The organism is Photobacterium leiognathi (genome assembly GCF_030685535.1).
GTDB lineage: Bacteria > Pseudomonadota > Gammaproteobacteria > Enterobacterales > Vibrionaceae > Photobacterium > Photobacterium leiognathi.
In genome coordinates this window covers 228,869-249,210 of sequence record NZ_CP131599.1, presented here as the reverse complement: position 1 = coordinate 249,210, position 20,342 = coordinate 228,869, and the positions used below count along the sequence as shown (strand labels likewise).

At 38.8% G+C, this 20,342-nt stretch carries 8 protein-coding genes; 4 read left to right on the top strand and 4 right to left on the bottom strand.

The window, feature by feature from the left end:
• Positions 1–241 precede the first annotated feature (241 nt).
• The 3 genes from Q7674_RS01165 (at position 242) to Q7674_RS21940 (ending at position 3,473) form a co-directional block, all read left to right on the top strand.
• Positions 242–1,573 (top strand): hypothetical protein, encoded by a 1,332-nt coding sequence (locus Q7674_RS01165; RefSeq protein WP_045066194.1) that lies wholly within the window; start codon positions 242–244, stop codon positions 1,571–1,573.
• Between the two features lie 52 nt (positions 1,574–1,625).
• The gene (locus tag Q7674_RS01160) at positions 1,626–3,137 is read left to right on the top strand and encodes a phospholipase D-like domain-containing protein (RefSeq protein WP_305422306.1); all 1,512 of its coding nucleotides are present in this window, start codon (positions 1,626–1,628) and stop codon (positions 3,135–3,137) included.
• Between the two features lie 165 nt (positions 3,138–3,302).
• Complete coding sequence (locus Q7674_RS21940) at positions 3,303–3,473, top strand: hypothetical protein (protein ID WP_501039686.1); 171 nt, start codon at positions 3,303–3,305, stop codon at positions 3,471–3,473.
• Positions 3,474–4,109: 636 nt separating this feature from the next.
• Here the strand turns inward: Q7674_RS21940 and Q7674_RS01150 are convergent.
• Together Q7674_RS01150 and Q7674_RS01145 are read right to left on the bottom strand one after the other, a co-directional pair.
• A complete protein-coding gene (locus Q7674_RS01150) occupies positions 4,110–9,248 on the bottom strand; it encodes a retention module-containing protein (protein ID WP_305422304.1) in 5,139 nt (1,712 codons plus the stop codon).
• Between the two features lie 1,398 nt (positions 9,249–10,646).
• The gene (locus Q7674_RS01145) at positions 10,647–14,561 is read right to left on the bottom strand and encodes a M66 family metalloprotease (protein ID WP_305422302.1); all 3,915 of its coding nucleotides are present in this window, start codon (positions 14,559–14,561) and stop codon (positions 10,647–10,649) included.
• Between the two features lie 588 nt (positions 14,562–15,149).
• Between Q7674_RS01145 and Q7674_RS01140 the strand changes: the two genes are divergently transcribed.
• Positions 15,150–15,383, top strand: coding sequence for a hypothetical protein (locus tag Q7674_RS01140; protein WP_045066443.1), 234 nt, complete (start codon positions 15,150–15,152; stop codon positions 15,381–15,383).
• 99 nt (positions 15,384–15,482) lie between these two features.
• Here Q7674_RS01140 and Q7674_RS01135 read toward each other — a convergent pair whose 3' ends face one another.
• Positions 15,483–19,394, bottom strand: coding sequence for a M66 family metalloprotease (locus Q7674_RS01135; RefSeq protein WP_305422300.1), 3,912 nt, complete (start codon positions 19,392–19,394; stop codon positions 15,483–15,485).
• A 493-nt stretch (positions 19,395–19,887) separates the two neighbouring features.
• Positions 19,888–20,331, bottom strand: coding sequence for a F0F1 ATP synthase subunit epsilon (locus tag Q7674_RS01130; RefSeq protein ID WP_008988656.1), 444 nt, complete (start codon positions 20,329–20,331; stop codon positions 19,888–19,890).
• Positions 20,332–20,342: the final 11 nt, after the last annotated feature.

The window sequence follows — 20,342 nt, the reverse complement described above, 5'->3', positions numbered from 1 at the left end:
CATATGAAATATGAATAATTTTACTTGTTTACAATCAGAAATGTCATCTATACCATCCGTCAAAAAAATGACGGTTGTAATGTTATCTATCCAATAACGTGCAATACCCGCAATCGTCATATAAAAAAATGTAGGCGCTCAACAACTGCATTTTATAAAAAAAAGAGCCAGATTCGGCATATAACAATAATTACGCCGAACTGGCTTCTTATAAATACTAATAAGCTCAATAAGATATTTCATGCAATTAAAAAGACGTCAATTCATAAAGTCAGGATTACTAGGCTCTGCTGGTCTGTTTTTAAGTTCACCAGTATCAGCATTACCTAGCTTTTCAATGTCAGAAGACTCGAACGCTATTACCGTTTCATTCTGTGGTACCAGTTGTACTCGTGATGAAGGCGAAGTAACACGTAGTGATAGTGATAAAAATATTTATCTTCCATCTACGGGTTATATTCCAGTACGCATCATTAAAGAACTGGATGGATTTGGTAAAAGTGTACGCGGAGTGGGACAAAATGATTGGGGCTCACAAAACTCAAACTATAGCCGCCTCATGGTTAATGGTCCCTTAAAGGCTCCGGCATCTTTATTATCTGATATCAGTAGCTATATTTCAGGTGACCAAAAGTCAATGGTAGAAGCTGCACGTGGCAGCTCAATGCCAGCGCTTGCTCTTCATGGTGCAAACATTGCTGCCGCAAGTAAAGCCGATACGATTAACCTTATCGGTCACAGCCGTGGTGCATGTGAAGCAATTATCGCCGCATGGTTTTTATATGCTTATGGCGATGAAAAGGTGCGCAATACACCCGTTAATATCTTTGCTATCGAACCAGTACCAGGTCCCGGAGAATGGTACGGCTTGCTCACTCAGCTACCACCAAATGTTGTAAATTATGTCGGTGTGTATGCATGGGATATGTGTAACAACGTCAAATCATACGATCACACTTTCCAAGCCGTTGTTCCTCGTCCAAATGGCCGTATGCGCGGTGAAAGCAACGAAATCACACTCCATGATCAATCTTGGGCAAATTGGATTAAACGTGAACATGTCTGGAGTGTATTAGCTGACGACGCTCAACAAAAAGATCCATTAGCACCTGATGATAAAACGCCTCAACCACACGGCTATGAGCTCTATGCTTGCCGTGGTCGACATGGCACTGTAGCAGGTAACACAACCTCAGATGGCGCTTATGATCCGAAAAAAGACAGTGCTAACGTTGCACCTGTATGTGAACTTATTTACAAGATGGCTCGCGGTTATTTAACCCAATGGGGTTCAAATTTCTCAGTACCTTGTGCTGTTGAAGAAGACGTTCTCGCGCTACGTAAACATATTCATATGTTCCACCGTGAATTTGATTACATGGGTGGCGGCCCTACACGTAATAGTCAATTACCAAATCGCCCATATGTTCGTCGTATTTCATCAATCAGCGGCTACAACCCAATGAACTCATATTACATGGAAGATGTTGTCGGTAACCCACCTTATAAGCTGATTTACCCAGTGACGTCAGAACGTCAAGGTAAAGGCTGGGTGGATTGGAAGTTCTTATAAGCCATACCGCAACTCAGACCACTATAAAAATTGAAAATATTAGAGAAGTACTATGAGCAAAATTGATGCTGTAAAAAACGAACTTGTGAAAAACGATCTGTTTTATCACGACAGTGAAAATAACTATGTTCGTTTGCTAGATACACCGAATGTATGGGGCTTACCTTTTGGCCCAGAAATTATGCCTCGCGCTTATGAGCGCCAAGCTGAATTTGAGCGTGCTGTGGTTGAGATCATCCAAAAAGCCCGCTACCGCTGTGATCTATCATCACTGAACTGTCCAGATCCAGACTGGGGTAAGCCAATTTTAGGTGCAATTGATACCGCGCTATCAACAAAAATGGGACGCACAGAACCAACGCAGTTCCGCTTCCTGTTTGGTCAAACACCGCTTTATCCTGTTTATAAGCCTGAAAACTTGGTTGATTTCCAAGATGCTTTAAAGCGCCTTGTTGAAGAGCGTTCTAAGTATTGGGAGGTTATGCCTGAATTTATCGTTGGTCGTTTTTACGAACGTGTTGCAGGTACTCAGCAATCACTACAGAAGAAGTTCCTACCGCCTGAACTTGTATCAAGCTACGGCACAAAAATGACATGGAACCACTCAAAAATCATTGCGGTTGACGGTGTAGAATCACTGTCTGGTACTCATAACTTGAATATGGACTTATTCAGAAGTTACCCTCCTGTTCACGATGTATCAGCGGTATATCATGGCGATGTAAGTTATGGCTCACACCTATATCTCAATAAGATGTGGGTTGCAGATACTTTCTTATTAACGAAAGAATCCTTTGATATCGATACCATGACATGGGTAAATCGTGATTCAGAGCCTGACTTCCCATCAGACCCATTAGATAACGGTAATGTGCTTGATTACATGCGTGATCAGCAAGAAAAGCTACTTCAAGTGCATGAAACTCAAACGCAACCGGGTGTTGATCCTAAGATCCCAAGCTTAGATCCACTACCCCCTGTTTTTGCGATTAAAGATTTTGATCTGCGTTCGGTATCTGATCTAAACACACCAGTGTTTGAAGACCGTATTGTTTACAACAGTTATGAGCAACTAGAAAAATATAAAAGTGCTGACCGCATACTGACTGTAGGTAAATACTGGACAGGCCCGAACCGCAGCACAGATTTCAAAATTGGCTCTGAGCTAATGAAGAAGAACCTGATCTTAAACGCTAAGAAAGTGCTTCGTATGTCACAACAAGACATCATTAGTGCATGGAAGAAAGACTGGCGCGATCACTCAGTTGCGCAATGGATCATTGAAGCACTGCTAAAAAATAAAGAGCTTGAAGTGCAATTAGTGGTTTCACCTCTTGATGCAGGTGCTGGTGCATTAGGTGATCAGTACTCTTTTGGCTCAGGTGCTGTACGTACATATGGTTTATTAGAGTATTACATGACTCACGATGTTGATACTGATGAACTATTCGATGACAGTGACGGTCAACGTGCCGAAGCACTAACACGGCTATATGTAGCACCATTTACTTTCACAGATAAGATCCCTGATGGTGATTTTATTGAAGGTAAAACGTATAAATGACCAAAGCTGCCGCCTGAAGGTCGCACTGCAACATTAAAACAAGCACCATTATCAGAAGAGCCACCACATGATGGCATTATTGGTCACCCATTCTATGCCACGATTAATGCCAGCGGTTACTTCTATGATCGTGTAGGTAGTGCGCCGGGTAACCATGCCAAAATCATGATTGTTGATGATGAAGTATGTATTGTCGGTTCAGATAACCTTTACCCAGGTAACCTTTCAGAATTCAATAACTTAATGGAAGGTGATTTTGTTGATGAGCTATTAAATGAATACTGGAACCATTTATGGAAATACTCATCACCACACGCTTACAACGGTAATAAATAATTAAATAACAGTGGTCAGTTTATCTTACCACTTATTTTATTTCTCTTTCGCTTTCACCTTCTCAGCTCATATTAATTAATAAGGTATTTAATCTAATATGAAGAAAACTACCGAAGACCTAAAAAGCAGAATAAGAAAGCATAAAAATTATCGTAGAATCTCAGAAAAACAGATATTTTCCTTGGCATTCATTATTACTCTTTCCTTTTTGAATACCTCTATCACTCACTATTTCTCTATTAGCATAGATACAAAGAAGACATTACACGTTGAAGATGTTGAATTAATTAATCTTTATATAATCAATACTGATGCTATCTTTATCATCATGAGATACATAGCATTAAAAATAACCTATAAAGAGTTTAACTATCACTTGATTATATTATTTTCCATTCAAATGATTTTCACATTAACTAATATTTATCTAATCACATCTTTTTAAGAAAAATAAAAATATTCATAGAATAACTAGCAATGCTAAAGATGATTTTATACTAACTGTATTTCGGTAGTAATTACGCTCATTTTCACAATCTACAAAAAAGGCTAAATGCAATGCACTTAGCCTTAATCTGCTTTATTTAGAGTATCACCTTATTGTCGCCAAGGTACATTCAAACAAAACATTAACAATTAATGATGATTAGTAAACACATCATTATTAAACAGCTGTGTCACAATCTCTGATGTTGATGTACCAAGCTCGCTATAAACATTTTTAATGTCTTTAAGCTCAACTTTATGTTTATCATCAAACACAATATTCACATCTTTACCATCCACTTCAGCAGATGAAACATGTGACAGTAAATCATCAAGAGACAAGTTAGCATCCAAAATAGACTCAATGTTAATGCTGTCGCCTTTTTCAAAGTCTTGAATAGATGTGACCGTTTTCTCATCTGTTGCTAATACATCAAGTTTGAAGATATCGTTACCATTACCCCCAAACAAAATATCTGAGCCAGAATCAGAAACTAATATGTCGTTACCATTTTGACCAAACATTAAGTCGTCACCAGTGCCACCCGTTAGAATATCGTTGTTACCCGAACCGAATAAGATATCTTGGCCTTCATCACCAAAGATTTTATCTAAGCCGTTACTTGGGTTATCACCTTCAATCACTAACGTATCTTGATGTTTAATCACAAACTGATAAACATCTTTAGTGGTTAGTTTATCAATATCAACACCTTGCTCTTTAGCAGCAACTGTAAATAAGACTTCGCTTAAGGTTACACCGCTATCAATAAGATCAGCCATATGTGTATGACCTGAACCATATTGCTGTACTAACCAATCATTGTTTAATGTATCACCAACAATAAAGTCATTACCTTTGCCACCATGGATCGTGTCATTACCACTAATAATATTATCAAACGAGTTGTTGATCGCATCATCAAGTTGATCAGTATTAGTCGAAATAATGACTTGGCTATGCCCACTATTATCAGGCTTATACCCCTGACCGAGCGAAGCTATTTGGTTTAAAATATCATGCGCTTCAGGTGTATTATTAATAGTGCCACCTATCGCAACAGGGACAATCGTTGGCTTATATTTATCAATATTGCCACCCGTTTGGCTAACTACCCAGTCTTTATTAAATTGTTGACCATTAGTACCGATTGTATCCATACCATCGGTTACAAAGTAAACAATGTTTGACGTATCAGTGTTAGTGAAACCATTTAATGCCGCAACAAGAGACGTATCGTAATCTGTTTGACTTAGAGGACCCGTTAATGGCTCTACCCCAACCAAGTAATCCGCAATAGTTTGTCCATCACTTGTTACTAACGTATTCTTCCCAAAATCCCAATGGAACTCTTTTACGCCATCAACTTGAGATGCAAAGGTGATCAATGAGAACTTAAGGTTACTTAGTTGCTCATGATTTAACGTCTCACCATAGTTCTCAACAATATGATTAATCGATTCTTTAGCACTATCAATACGTGAAACAACACCTATATCTTTGTAAACATCATTAATCGTCTGGGTTGTACCATCTGGGAACGTTAACGTGAACTTAGGATCATAAACAGAGAATCCTAATGGAGAGCCATAATAGTAACCTAAGAGCGAACTAAGATGGTCAATAGAATTAAATTCTACATGAGTTTCTTCACCATCTTTATCAACGAGAGTTAATTGACCGGATGTATGACCATTGTCTAGATGGATATTTTCCGGATTTACCTCTCTCATTGACATAGAGCCCGAAATATCAAGCACTAGATTGACGTTTACGTTTTTAGATTCAATATAAACATCACCAATGATTAAATCGTTGTATCCCGTACCATGAAGATTATCGCCAGATGTACCACCCGTGATCACAGAACCAATCGTATCAAAGTCCTTCTCATCATTCGCTGATGCGGTATTACCATATTTATCATTGATCGTAATATCTGCTGTAATATCACCACTAAAGCCGTCGTTACTATCTGGCTCAAACATTCCGGCAGGCACATCAACAATGTAACCTAGTTCACCATTCTCAAGCACGATAACAGTAGTTTCTACTGTATTTTTACCAATATGTAATGTAACAGTATCGCCTTCTTTCGCATTACCACCGACAGAGCCTGTAACTTTAATCGGTGTATTTGCATCATGCTCCTCACCTGTAATAGGCTCCCCGCCATTGACTGAGTCAATGGTAATTGTCACATCTAACGTAGGAATGATGTAATCATCTTTATCGGTCGCACTAGCCGTATTGCCGTATTTATCTTTGATAACTACATCAGCAGTAACTACTGGCTTTTTAGCACCCGCAAGCACACTACCATCAATCTCAAGTGTCCATTCTAGGTCGTCATTTACGGTTACTTCGTGCTTAACACCATCCACAGTAACAACAACAGTATCGCATGCTTTCACATCACCGCCGACCGTACCCTTGATCTCAACCATGGTGCCCGGTTTAACCTCGGTTGCGTTTAAAGCATTGTCACCAGCGATAGAAGTAATGGTGATCTCAGCCTTAAGATCTTTTTCTAGGTAATCTTGCTTATCTTCCGCGGTTGCAGTATTGCCATAATCATCAGAGATAGTAATGGTCGCTTCAACTTCATTCACTGTTGCGCCCGCCAATGTTGAACCCTCAACCTCTAGCGTCCACTCCAGTTTACCGTTTTCACCCACCACAACTTCTGCTGTGCCTAACTCTTTACCGTCAAGCGTAACAGTAACCATGTCACCGACTTTCGCATCGCCGCCCACAGTACCTTTAATCGCTACTGTTGACGTCGATTCGTCTGCGTTCAGTACGTTATCTTCAGCAACAGACGTGATATCAACAGAGACTGTCAGATCTTTTTCTAGGTAATCTTGCTTATCTTCATCTGACGCGGTGTTACCAAACTCATCAGAGATAGTAATGGTTGCTTCAACTTCATTTACTTTTGCACCTGCCAGTGTTGAACCATCAACCTCTAGCGTCCATTCCAGTTTACCGTTTTCACCCACCACAACTTTCGCTGAGCCTAACTCTTTACCGTCAAGGGTAACAGTAACCATGTCACCGGCTTTCGCATCGCCGCCCACAGTACCTTTAATCGCTACTGTTGATGTCGATTCGTCTGCGTTCAGTACGTTATCTTCAGCAACAGACGTGATATCAACAGATACCGTCAGATCTTTTTCTAGGTAATCTTGTTTATCTTCCGCGGTTGCAGTATTTCCATAGTCATCAGAGATAGTAATTGTCGCTTCCACTTCATTTACTGTTGCACCCGCCAGTGTTGAACCATCAACCTCTAGCGTCCACTCCAGTTTGCCGTTTGCACCTGCAACAACTGTTGCAGTGCCTAACTCTTTACCGTCAAGCGTAACAGTAACCATGTCACTGGCTTTCGCATCGCCGCCCACAGTACCTTTAATCGCTACTGTTGACGTCGATTCGTCTGCGTTCAGTACGTTATCTTCAGCAACAGAGGTGATATCTACCGTTACATCCAAAACAGCTTCTTTATAATCATGTGTGGTAGTTGCTGTTTTACTATTACCCGCATCATCTGTAGCAGTAACACTTGCCGTCACTTGGTTAAGATCTGCATCTGCTAATGTCTTACCGTCAATATTAGTCGCAGTCCAAACAAGCTTACCGTTAGCATCTTTTTCTACTGTCGCTGTACCAATTTCTTTGCCATCCAACGTTAAAGTAACGGTATCACCCTCTTTAACATCGCCACCAACAGTACCTGAGATCGACACTTTACCTTCAGCTTCTGCTTCGTTAATAACATCGTCTTCTGCAATAACGGTAATTGTAATAGCGGCATTAATATCCGTATCGATATCATAGCCTTTATCATTATCAGCAGTTGCACAGTGACCTGCACCGTCACACGTTGTTACTGTGGCGTGAATTGGGTTATCACCGTTTTCAACCAGATCGCTACCATCAACATCAACAGTCCATGAACCATCTTTACCAACTGTGGTGGTGTAATCTTTACCATTAACAGTAATAGTAACGGTGTCGCCTTCTTTAACGTCACCGCCTACCGTACCGATTACTGGTACTTTGCCTTCACTTTCTTCTTGGTTAACAACGCCATCACCAGCAATCGTTTCAATCGTTACTTTCGCTTCAATCGTTACTTCATAGCTTTCCGTGTCTGTTGCTGTCGCTTCATGGTTGGTACCGTAATTGGTCGTAACCGATGCGGTAGCTTTGTCAGCATGCAAAATATCATCGCCAGTGACATTCACTGTCCATGACATATCTGGCTGAACCGTTGTGGTGTATTCATTACCATTAATCGTCACAGTCACGGTATCACCAGGCAGTACATCTTTGCCGACAGTACCTGTGATTGGCAGTGTTGGCTCATGACCTTCTTGCTGGGTGATCACGTTATCACCCGTGATCGGATCAATAGTGATGCTTGCTTGAATATCAACAGTGTAATCGTGCGTCGTGTTAGCTGTTGCGCTATTACCTACATCATCAGTTGCTGTAACCGTTGCAGATACAGTATCGACACCTGCTTGCAATAATGTTTTACCATCAACATCTAATGACCATTCAAGCTTGCCATTGTTATTCACAACAGTCGCTTTACCGATCTCTTTACCATCAAGTGTCACCGTGACGATATCACCAGCTTTAACATCACCACCGACAGTACCTGTGATGGTTTGCATTGCATTCGATTCAGCGGCTGTTACTACGTCATCCTGAGAAATTGAATCAATAGTAATAGATGCCTCAATGCTCAGATGCTCATTGAGACCACTATAATCCTCAGGGTACTCGACAGTTCCTGGTTGATATGCAGTGTCAAAGCCAGCTTCTGCCAGCATCTTGTCATTATCATAATCAATAGTGACAACACCCCAGTTAGACGAGTTTTCATTACCCGCAGCAGTCGCTTGTTGTACTTTGGTTGGGTCGATGCCATTTAAAATTGCATCATGTATTTTTTGAAGATCATCAATCGCTGCAGTTGTTTGTTCCGCAATGTGAATACTTTCATTATCAATTGCATTTTCATCAGTTACAGAGAAGATATGCTCATAAGATGTAGGTAACTGAATATTTTGAATTAATTCATAAGACAACTCAGCAGGCGCGCCCGTTTTATCAATAGCAGAAATTGTCCCATTATCAGTAAGTACGATAATGGTTCCCGTATTAATATTCATACCAGCGTGAAGTGGAGCGAGGCTCCCATCGCTTTTGAGCACAAAGGCTTCACCACTGATATTTTGCAGGGTGATACTTTCTTTCAGGTTTATAGCTTTCATTATTATATTTCTATCAAGGCAGACTTTTTTGATGGCAGAAAAATAACATAAAAACATAAGCCGTCAATATTTTGACCAGCAGCAATAAAAAAGTAACATTAGATTATTATTAGCAACACATAATAATTAACATTTTATTAAAAACACCATTCGATTATTTGAAAAACACACTCTGTATTTTATAAAGTTATATTTGGTTTTATAAACAAAAAGACAAAAGCGATATTAACTTTGATCGGTTAAAAATTTCAGAAAAGCCATATTTCAATTAACAATACAAAACATGAATAAAAAAGCATTATTAATCATAGTGCTAGTGCGATATTTTTTGGTCCATATTTAAAACCATGAAATTTCAAAATCAAAACCTAAGATTCCAATAAAGATCGTTAATTATTATTAACCGTTTTTATTTAACACTAATTCAACAACTTTATCGTTGTCGTTGTTATTACTAGCTAATTTATTTAGTTAACAGGGAGCTGTTGACTGTTTACATTAAACCAACCTCGAGCTTCGATACTGGTTTTTAGCTGAAAATTTATCATCAGCTCATCCACGCACTAATCTGGGATACCGATTATCGGAACATTGATAGTAAAAAAAAGCTACAGCACTGATTTACGATCACTTATCAATGAGCTCGGTTAAAACACCATACAGTGACGAAAACTTGGATCACCACCTATAAATAGCAGGTAATGTTTGGCTACTCATCAGCCAGAATTGCTTACTCCTCATGTTTATATATACCCAAGTGACTTCAAGATGCCTGATTCAGAGCGAGGTCACTGAGTTGAATTCAAGGAAGGCAACGAAGCGGAATAGCGAGCATCTTGAAGCTACTTGGGTATAAATACTACACTTTTTACGAATTTGAGATGGAATAATATTGGCTTCAATCATGATATATAAAATCAATATTTTAAAATTTCACCTGAATATTAATTCAAATTTAAAAGTAAATATAAGCATCCACTTTTAATAAAAATGCGAACTTTGATTACAACGGATTTTTAAATTTATATTATTTAAAAATAAAGCTACAATATGATAGCACTCATCATAAATACCTTACACATTTATAAAAATAGAATGAATAAAAAACATTCACTTGAATCTCGCTTTATTCAACGACTTAAATATACCAATGATTTATTCAGCTATATATCACTTGATGCTATCATCAACAGTCAATCAGATGCCAATATTAAACTTAATCCAGTGAAATTAAAGCTATTTTATAGCATCAAAAAAAAATAGAAAAGCAGACTTCTAGAATACCGAAATCATTCAAAATAAACCATCAAATAAAAAAATAAATATTCAAACTAAAAATAAAAGCACGAATTTTAGTTAAAAAAAGGGATATAAATAATATTTATATCCCTTTTTATATTAACTAATTGTATCTGTTAACGGCGAGCCACTGACTAATTGAATTAACCCAGCCTTAGGCTTAGATATAGGCTTACTTGCTAATGTTTTATCACCACACACTACCGTTGCATTCAGCGGATGATCGGACTCAGCAATATTGACATGAAACTTATTCATATACTTGTCAGATAAACGACGAGCAGTTAACCAAAACTTCTTCGTACTACCATCGCCTAATTCAACGTCTAAGTGACAACTGTTCGACTGAATATATTTACTATCATCGGCATATGTATAACCGCTAGAACCGTGTAATGCCGGATAGATATAGCTTGTCAATTTCTCTTGTGGATCGTAATAACCGACTAATGTTGTTACAGGTACCCCAAATTGTTCTGGTTTCTTTGTAATAGATGTCTCAACATGATCAATTTCATCCCAGCTAGAACCATTTGAACGGTACATTTTATGCGTGCCACCAAGGAACAGAATTGGCTTTCCATTTATGGTATAGAAAGAATTGCGATCGGCAAAGGAGGTTAAACGAATCACGCTACCACTAGGTACATTAGAGGCAACAGGAATTGGAATAGCATTCGTCCAATGTGAATTATCTGTTGTAATGTCAACAATATCAGCATGTTCAAAAAGCTTCGTTACATACTCTAAACCATTTATCTGAGACAACAAACCAATATTTGCATTAGCAATATCCGCAATTGGGTGAGCATAGCTAAATGGTTCCATTTTATGGGTAGTATTATTCCACTTTAAGTAACCCGTTGGTGATTCTTTAGAAAACACCATACGACCTTCCATTACTCGCTGCATTTTCGTACTAGAGTATGGGGTATACATGGTATAACGGTTGTCAGGGTACATACTGCCTTCTCCGCCATACATAGCATCAAAGCCAAATTGAAAGCCATGCCATGGCTTGACACAAATAACCTCTTCTCCTGGATTTTCCTTTGGATTACCAATGCACGACGGTTTATTCGAGTGATCACTATAGAAATTAGGGATAAATACATTTTTATCACTATCCCATCCCCACGTCGAATCTTGTTGATCGGCAGGGTGCTGAATACTCATATCATAGCCTTCACTATAGCTAAGTTCTATACCATGACCCGCTTCGTGACTCATTTCATTACCAACCGTGGCTTCTAGCGTAACAATACCGCCGCCACCAGAAAGACCGTGAGATTGAACACCATTTTTGTAATTACCCACCGCCGTATGTGTCGTTAGCATTAAAGAAAGATCTGGATGAGAATCTTGTCCAGGGCCATCAGTAGCATTAATACCAAAGTTAGCACTATCAATACCAATAGAAATAAGTGACTTAGCAATATTTCCTCGCATATCACCAGTATATACACCACCATCTGTTGCTGATGCATCGGTATATAGCGTACCGTCAGGCATCATGACTTCATTTAGGGTCATGCCTTGATAACGACTTAAAACAAAGCGGCTCACTGGCAATGTTTGGTAAAATTCACGAGGTAAATTAGGGTCTTTCGCAAATTCCATTCTATCTGGACGCTTAGTCAACATACCAAGATCAATGGTATTCATATATAGAACAGTTGGCGCACCAACATTAATGTTATCTAACGTACCAGTCTGATCACCATGAGTGAAATCTAAACGTAAACCATAATGCATCCATGATGCTGGAATTTTTGCCGTCCAATAGCCATGCCCATACGTAACTTTTGTGAGTTCTCCCGTCACATTTCGTGTGTCATACCAAGCACCATCATGATTGACAAACGTCCGTGTCTGACCATAATTAAGCGGAACTTTGTACCCAGTAATAACATTTGAAGGATAGCCAGCATCAGACTTGAACATAACAATCTTACCGTCTAAGGCTTTATCCTTTTTAAGGACAATTTGTGGCTGCCAATGACCATCCCAAAGACCAATATAAACACCATGCTTAGCATCCGCTAACTGCTCAGCAAGATAACTACCGTCATCACCAACTTTATTTATATCAACTGTCTTTAAATCTTCTTCTTTGAGTGTTGGATCAACTTTTATTTTTTTGCGGAGTTTAGGATCAACGACACCTGAAATTGGTGGCAATTGATAAGGACGATTAAGTACCAAGGAGCCTAATTTATTACCATCTGCATCATAACCTTCCACTTTAACAGGTAAGGTTTCATCAAACTTTTTATCTTTAGCCTTAAACATCACTAAAGCCGTACGCTCACCAATTAGATGCTGAGTTGACTCCTCTGGTGTATGAGTAACCTCTTTGCCATCTTTATGATGCAAATGCACAAGGTTTGGTTTATGATTTTTTGACGGGATCACATGGTTTTGAGCAAACAATACTGTTGCTTCTAAACTTCCTTCCAAATCACTTGGGAAATCATTGGTATTAAAGGCAATGGGTGGAATATAACCCACACTTTCAAAGTTCACTTTAATCTGGCAATCAGCAGAAACATTATTAACTAGGTATTTGTTGTCCTCTAATGTGCCATCACAGCCCGTAATACTTTTCAGTTTATTTTTAGAATCAAACTTAATCGTAAATGCACCACTCCCCCCTTCAACCATCGTCATCTTTGCAGGCGTTATTTGACCGCTACCATTCACAATCGTGGTAATCTCAATTTTATCTTCTTTGACATGAAGGTGAAGTACTGCTGCTGATGATGACTTACCATCGCTTACCGCAACCAATACGGAAAAATCACCTCTAACATTCGCATCGGGCGTCGCGATGATCACACCCGTTTTGCTGTCTATCGTTAACCATTTCGGTGCATTTTTAAGACTGTATGTGAGTACATCTTTATTTTCATCCACAGCTTTAACAGTAATTTCAGTTATATCACCCGCAGTTAACGTTTGTTCTGGTAAGGATATCCAAACAGGTGCTTTATTTTTGTTGGCCGTAATAATGACCGTTACCCACTTCGATACAACTTCTGTACCGTTGAAGACACGTACATTCACTCGTATTTGACCAATATCATTAGGCCCTGGCGTACCTGAGATCAAACCGGTATCGGAATCAATCTCCAACCAATCAGGTCGGTTCGATAACGTGTAATGTAATGTTTTACCTTGTGGATCTTTCGCAGATATCTGATATCTCAATGCTTTGTCCACTTCGCCAGTTATCGTGGCAGGAACGGTAACGATGGGAGTCATACTGCCCTTAGTCACTTTCACTGTAACCCACTTGGATACAATGTCTGTACCGTTATATACACGCACATCCACGCGCATTTGACCAATATCCTTAGGCCCTGGCGTACCAGAAATCACACCAGTATCGGAATCAATATTCAACCAATCAGGACGGTTCGATAAACTATAATGTAATTTTTTACCTTGTGGATCTTTCGCTGATACCTGATAGCTCAATGCTTTACCTACTTCGCCAGTTAACGAAGTCGGAACGGTAACCGTGGGAGCCATCTTGCTATTAACCACTATTACTGTAACCCACTTGGATGCAACTTCTGTCCCGTTGTATACACGCACATTCACGCGCATTTTACCAAGATCGTCATCGTTTGTAGGGGTACCTGAAATTACACCGGTATCAGGATCAATATGCAACCAATCAGGACGGTTAGATAAACCATAATGTAATGTTTTACCTTTTGGATCTTTAGCAACAACCTGCACACTCAAAGGCTCATTAATACAAGTGGTTAGCTCACTGGCTACTCTCACTAAAGGAGTAGAATCTGTCGCTGTATCACTCTTTTCTGATAAACGAGAAGACGTTGTTGATGGTGTGACATCAATAATAGATTTTTTATTATCAGTATGGCTATCAGACGACTCCGTATTTGACGATGATGTAGCAATATCCGTATCTGTACTTGTATCCGCGTAAGCAGAAAGACTTAAGAGAATGAGCGATGAAAGTAGCGTTTTTTTAAATAACATAAATATCTTTTTATTTTTATATTGAACGTATGAAAATACGCTTAAGCTGAGCCATAAAAGATACGTTAAAAAAACAAACCGTCAATATTTTGACACAGAGGAGAGTATAAAAAACCTTATTAAACATAAGGATAAACACTAGGAAATATTTTCATCCTTATGACAAAAATATTTAATCGAAAAATTAAAATTAACAACTGAAAAAATAAAAATTTAAAAATCAATTATTTAATAATAAAATCATTTAAAAAACATCATTTAATAGAGTTTTAACTCTAAATAGAGTAAATTAAAAAAACTTATTAAAAATCACGTTTTATATTTTCATGACGTCACAATATAAAAAATAAATAATGGATAAAACAGCTGGAAATAATCAAACTTAAGTAATTTATAAATAAAATTAAAAACATAAAAATCCAATTTAATTTATAAATAAGTGACACTATCAAGCAATATTATATAAATCTATATTTATGATAAAAGTGTGAACTTTGATTGCAGTTAACTTTTAATTTTATATTATTAAAAAATAAAGATACAATATGAGGGAGCTCATCGAAAATAACTTACAAACTATAAAAAAGAATGAATAATAAATATTCACTTGAAGCTCGATTTATTCAACGTCTTAAATATACCAAAGCTTTATATGGCTATATCTCACTTGATACAATTATCAATAGTCAGTTGGGTGCAAAGGTTAAATTTAATAAATTGAAATTAAAGAGAGTTTATAATCTTAAAAAGATAGAAAAGCAGGCTTCTGCAATACCGGAAGCATTCAAAAAAAACCATCAAAAGAAAACTGCCATAAAATAAAAGTATATTATATTCCAATAACATTTTAAAAAGAAATATAACAGCAAAATGTAGTCGCTAAAAAAAGGGATATAAATATTATTTATATCCCTTTTTATATTAACTAATTGTATCTGTTAACGGCGAGCCACTGACTGATTGAATTAACCCAGCCTTAGGCTTAGATATAGGCTTACTTGCTAATGTTTTATCACCACACACTACCGTTGCATTAACAGGGTTATCAGACTCAGCAATATTGACATGAAACTTATTCATAACACTGCTTGATAGTCGATGAATAGGTAGCCAATATTGCTTTATTTGCCCACCTTCTAATTCAACATCTAAGTGACAACTGTTCGACTGAATATATTCGCTATCATCTGTATAGGTATAACCACGAGAGCCATGCAATGCCGGATATATATAGCTTGTTAGCTTTTCCTCCGGATCGTAATAACCCACTAATGTTGTAACTGGCACACCGAATTTCTCAGGTTTCTTTTCAACTGTCGTCGAAAAACTATCATCGCGAACCCAAGTCCTACCATCAGAGCGATAGGTCAAATTTTTCGGGTTAAAAATCGTTTCACCATTAATATGGAAGTTGGTATTCCACAGCGCATCATGATTAATAATAACAACACGACCTTGTGGAACATCCGCCGCATTTGGGATAGTTATATCCCCTGACCAATCATTATTTCTCGAAACCACTGTGATCGCATTCGCAGTCTCAAATTTCTTGGCAATATAAGCAGCATCATCAGTTTCACCTTCTAAGACATTGCCACCAATCACTAGCATATCTCGTACTGCGACTTTATAGCTAAATGGTTCCATTTGATGAGTCGCATCATTCCACTTTAAATAGCCAGTCGGTGAACTCTCAGAAAATACCATCCGGTGTTCCATTACTCGCTGCATCTTTGTGCTTGAGAATGGGGTATACATGGTATAGCGATTATCCGGATACATACTGCCTTCACCGCCATACATCGCATCAGTACCAAACTGGAAACCATGCCATGGCTGAACACAAATAATTTTCTCGCCGGGGTTTTTCTTCGGATCACCAATACACGACGGCTTATTCGATGGATTCTTATAGAAGTTAGGGATAAATACATTCTTATCGCTATCCCATCCCCATGTGGAATCTTGCTGATCTGCGGGGTGATGAATACTCATATCAAAACCTTCGCTATGACCTAATTCGATACCATGACCCGCTTCGTGGCTCATTTCATTACCGACAGTACCCGTTAAGGTAACAATACCGCCGCCACCTGAACCACCATGATCTTGATTCCATGGTCCTTCAACAATTTTGTCACCTTCTCTTTTCTTAAGATAACGACCAATCGACGTATGTACAGTTAACATAAGTGCAAGATCTGAATGAGCATCTTGCTCTGGGCCTGCAGAAGCATTAATACCATAGTTCGCACTATCAATACCGATAGAAATCAGTGACTTTGCAATATCACTTCGCATATCACCTTCTTGCCAACCACCAATACCTGGTGAGTAATCCTTATAAAGCTGACCATTTGGCATCATGATTTCATCAAAGGTGATACCTTGATAACGACTGACAACAAGACGACTAACCGATAATGTTTGATAATACTCACGTGGCAGCTGAAGATCTTTGGCAAATTCCATACTGTCGTGACGTTGAGTCAACATACCAATATCAATCGTGTTCATGTACAACACCGTCGGCGCACCCACGTTGATATTATCTAGCGTTCCCGTCTTACCATCATGAGAAAAATCCAAGCGTAAACCGTAATGCATCCATGATGCTGGAATTTTTGCCGTCCAGTAACCGTGTCCATAGGTCACTTTAGAGATAGCTAAATCTCCAGCAGTAAACCACTGACCACCGATGTTATAAAACACAACAGTTTGACCAATATTGATCGCCATATAAGCATTACGCTCACCTTTGGAAATACTATTGGCATATCGCACATCAGTTGTATACGGGCTATCAGCTTTTACAATCAGATATTTACCATCAAACTTTGGATTAAAATCAAGCAATAATTGGTGCAAACGCAACCAAGAATCTGAATGAAGTAAAACACCGTTTTTACTTTCAATAAGTTGCTGGTCTAAATATGTTGTATCGCCTTTTTCACCTTCATCTGCAACTTTTGCTGTATCAATTGCCGTTAGCTTTGAAGGATCAAGATTAAAATTGACCTTAGTTAAATCCGCTTGAGAATTCACACCCGAAATAGGCGGGATCTTATATGGGCGATCCAATACTAATGTACCGAGCTTCGAACCATTAGCGTCATAACCTTCCACCTTCACCAGTAAGGTTTCATCAAAATCAGCATCTTTCGCTTTAAACATCACTAAAGCACTACGTTCACCAATCAGGTGCTGAGTCGACTCCGCTGGTGTATGAGTAATCTCACTACCATTCTCATTATGCAGATGCACAATATCTGCTTTATGGTTTTCTGATGGGATCACATGGTTCTGTGCAAATAACACGGTCGCTTCTAAGTTACCATCAAGATCGCTTGGGTAATTATTGGTATTAAATGCAAGAGGTGGAATATAACCTACATCTTCATAGTTAACTTGGATCTGGCAATCGGCATGCACATCACTCACAAGGTATTTATTATCAACCAGTGAGCCATCACAGCCAGTAATACTTTTTAGCTTGTTTTTCGAGTCAAACTTAATGGTAAATTCACCATTATCACCAGCAACAACCGTCATTTTTTCAGGGCTAATCGTACCAATGCCATTTACATGGGTTGTGATCTCAAACTGCCCTTTATTAACATGGATTTTAAGTGTGGTATCAGCAGAAAGCTTACCATCACTGGCTGTTACAGTTGCGGTAAAATCTCCCACCAGCTTGATGTCAGGAGTGGCAGTGATCACACCTGTTTTACTATCAATCATTAACCATGCTGGAGCATTTGAAAGGCTGTAAGTCAGCGGATCGTTATCTTCATCACTTGCTGTCGCTGTAATATCCATCGAATTACCAGCCGTCATGGTTTGAAGTGCAAAAGGCGTCCACGTTGGGGCTTTATTTACATCCTCAACAACGATCTGAGCGGTCGATGTTACCTGTTGCTGACCATTTGATGCCGTTATCGTGAACGTAAAATCACCATTATCATCACGACCTGGCGTACCAGATATAACACCTGTTTGAGGGTTAATCTGCATCCAACTTGGCTGCCCTGATAGTGTGAAATGCAATGGCTTACCGTTAGGATCTTTCGCTGAAATTTGTGCAACGAAAGGTTGGCGCGTACGTGCAGTCATCTTACCTGCAATAGTAACAACAGGAGTTGGATTGACTACCGTGTTAATCATCACAGATGTAAAGGCTTTAGCTTTACCGTCAGAGACTTCAATTTTCAAAGGATGCTTGCCAACAGCCGTCGGCTTACCCGTAATAATACCTGTTACAGCATCTATTTTTGCCCAAACAGGCGCGTTAATAAGACGATAAGTTAAACGGTTATTGTCTTTATCGTTAGCCGATACAGCAACAGTAAATGGCGTATTAACTACAACATTCTGAGTAGTTACAGGCAAGATAGTTGGTGCGTTATTACTATCACCAATGACAACGCTAACTTGAATACTATTGGTTTGTTTACCGTTAGTTGCCGTTACCGTGATCGTGTAATCACCGTTGTCGTTTTGATGTGGCGTACCTGATAACTCACCCGTATTAGGATCAATCGTTAACCAACTTGGGTTATTTGAAATCGAGTAAGTTATTACGGCACCTTTATTGGCGGACGCCTTAATTTGACCACGTACAGGCTGTCCTGTCATGCCCGTTACAATACCCGATGAACCAAAAGTGGGTTTTGACGGCGTAACGTCAATAATAGGTTTTTTATTATCGGTACTAGAATCAGAAGAGTCAGGTTTGGGTGGAGTTACATTGAATTCGGCATTGCCGCCACCATCATGACAACCCGATAAGCTGAGCAAGATGATAGAAGACAGTAGTGTTTTTTTGAGTAGCATAAATATCTTTTTATTTTAATAATTAACGTATAAAAATACGCAAAGCTGTTGTGCGAAAGATACTTTAAAAAAACACGCCGTCAATATTTTGACACAAAGTAAAAAATAAAAGTATGTTTAAACAAGAACATACAAACCACAAAACAATTAAATCGTTACGATAAAAAAATCTTATTGAATTGCAACTTTTAAATTATTCCTAAAAAACATATTTAAAAACAAAAATATAGAAAATAACTCAACTTTTATAGAGTTTTAGCTCTAATATAAAGAAAAAGCCCTTACTCTCGGTACAAAGTAAGGGCTTTGATAGTGATGGGTTTACTGGAGATACCATCTAATAAATAGCGTCCCTGTATTTATTATGACCTTTCACACCACGTTTCCTTGTTATGAAAAAGGTATGCGTCTCCTGTTGGTACAAAACAATATCCGCTTGCCTTTCTATGGTGATGTAGTCCAACAAACGGTTACTGTATTTATTCCATCAGGATCAGCGGCGTATTTGTTTCTGGGTCAGTTCAACCGCACGTAACTGTGCCATTGCTTTCGCCAGATCCATTTCCGCCATTGCGAAGTTAATATCATCAGCATGCTTGTTGATATTCTCTTCAGCGGCGCGTCGAGCTTCGTCTGCGCGGGCTTTATCGATATCCTTCCCATGCATTGCCGTATCGGCAAGTACAGTTACTACAGAGGGTTGAACTTCAACAAGACCACCTGAGATATAAAGGATTTCTTCAGGATCCTTTAACCCAGTGACAAAACTCGCCACACCCGGTTTTAGTCGGCTCAACAAAGGAGAGTGACCAGGGCGAATACCCAATTCCCCATCGGAGCCAGAAATTGCCAGCGCGTGTGCTGGGCCAGAAAATAACGGACCTTCTGCACTCACGATATTGAGCTGGAATGTATGCTCGGTAACGCCAATAGCCATAATGCCTCCTT

Coding starts and splice junctions, on each gene's coding strand:
- Q7674_RS01150 (WP_305422304.1), bottom strand. CDS start 9,248: ATGAAAGCTATAAACCTGAAAGAAAGTATCACCCTGCAAAATATCAGT.
- Q7674_RS21940 (WP_501039686.1), top strand. CDS start 3,303: ATGATTGTTGATGATGAAGTATGTATTGTCGGTTCAGATAACCTTTAC.
- Q7674_RS01165 (WP_045066194.1), top strand. CDS start 242: ATGCAATTAAAAAGACGTCAATTCATAAAGTCAGGATTACTAGGCTCT.
- Q7674_RS01130 (WP_008988656.1), bottom strand. CDS start 20,331: ATGGCTATTGGCGTTACCGAGCATACATTCCAGCTCAATATCGTGAGT.
- Q7674_RS01160 (WP_305422306.1), top strand. CDS start 1,626: ATGAGCAAAATTGATGCTGTAAAAAACGAACTTGTGAAAAACGATCTG.
- Q7674_RS01140 (WP_045066443.1), top strand. CDS start 15,150: ATGAATAATAAATATTCACTTGAAGCTCGATTTATTCAACGTCTTAAA.
- Q7674_RS01135 (WP_305422300.1), bottom strand. CDS start 19,394: ATGCTACTCAAAAAAACACTACTGTCTTCTATCATCTTGCTCAGCTTA.
- Q7674_RS01145 (WP_305422302.1), bottom strand. CDS start 14,561: ATGTTATTTAAAAAAACGCTACTTTCATCGCTCATTCTCTTAAGTCTT.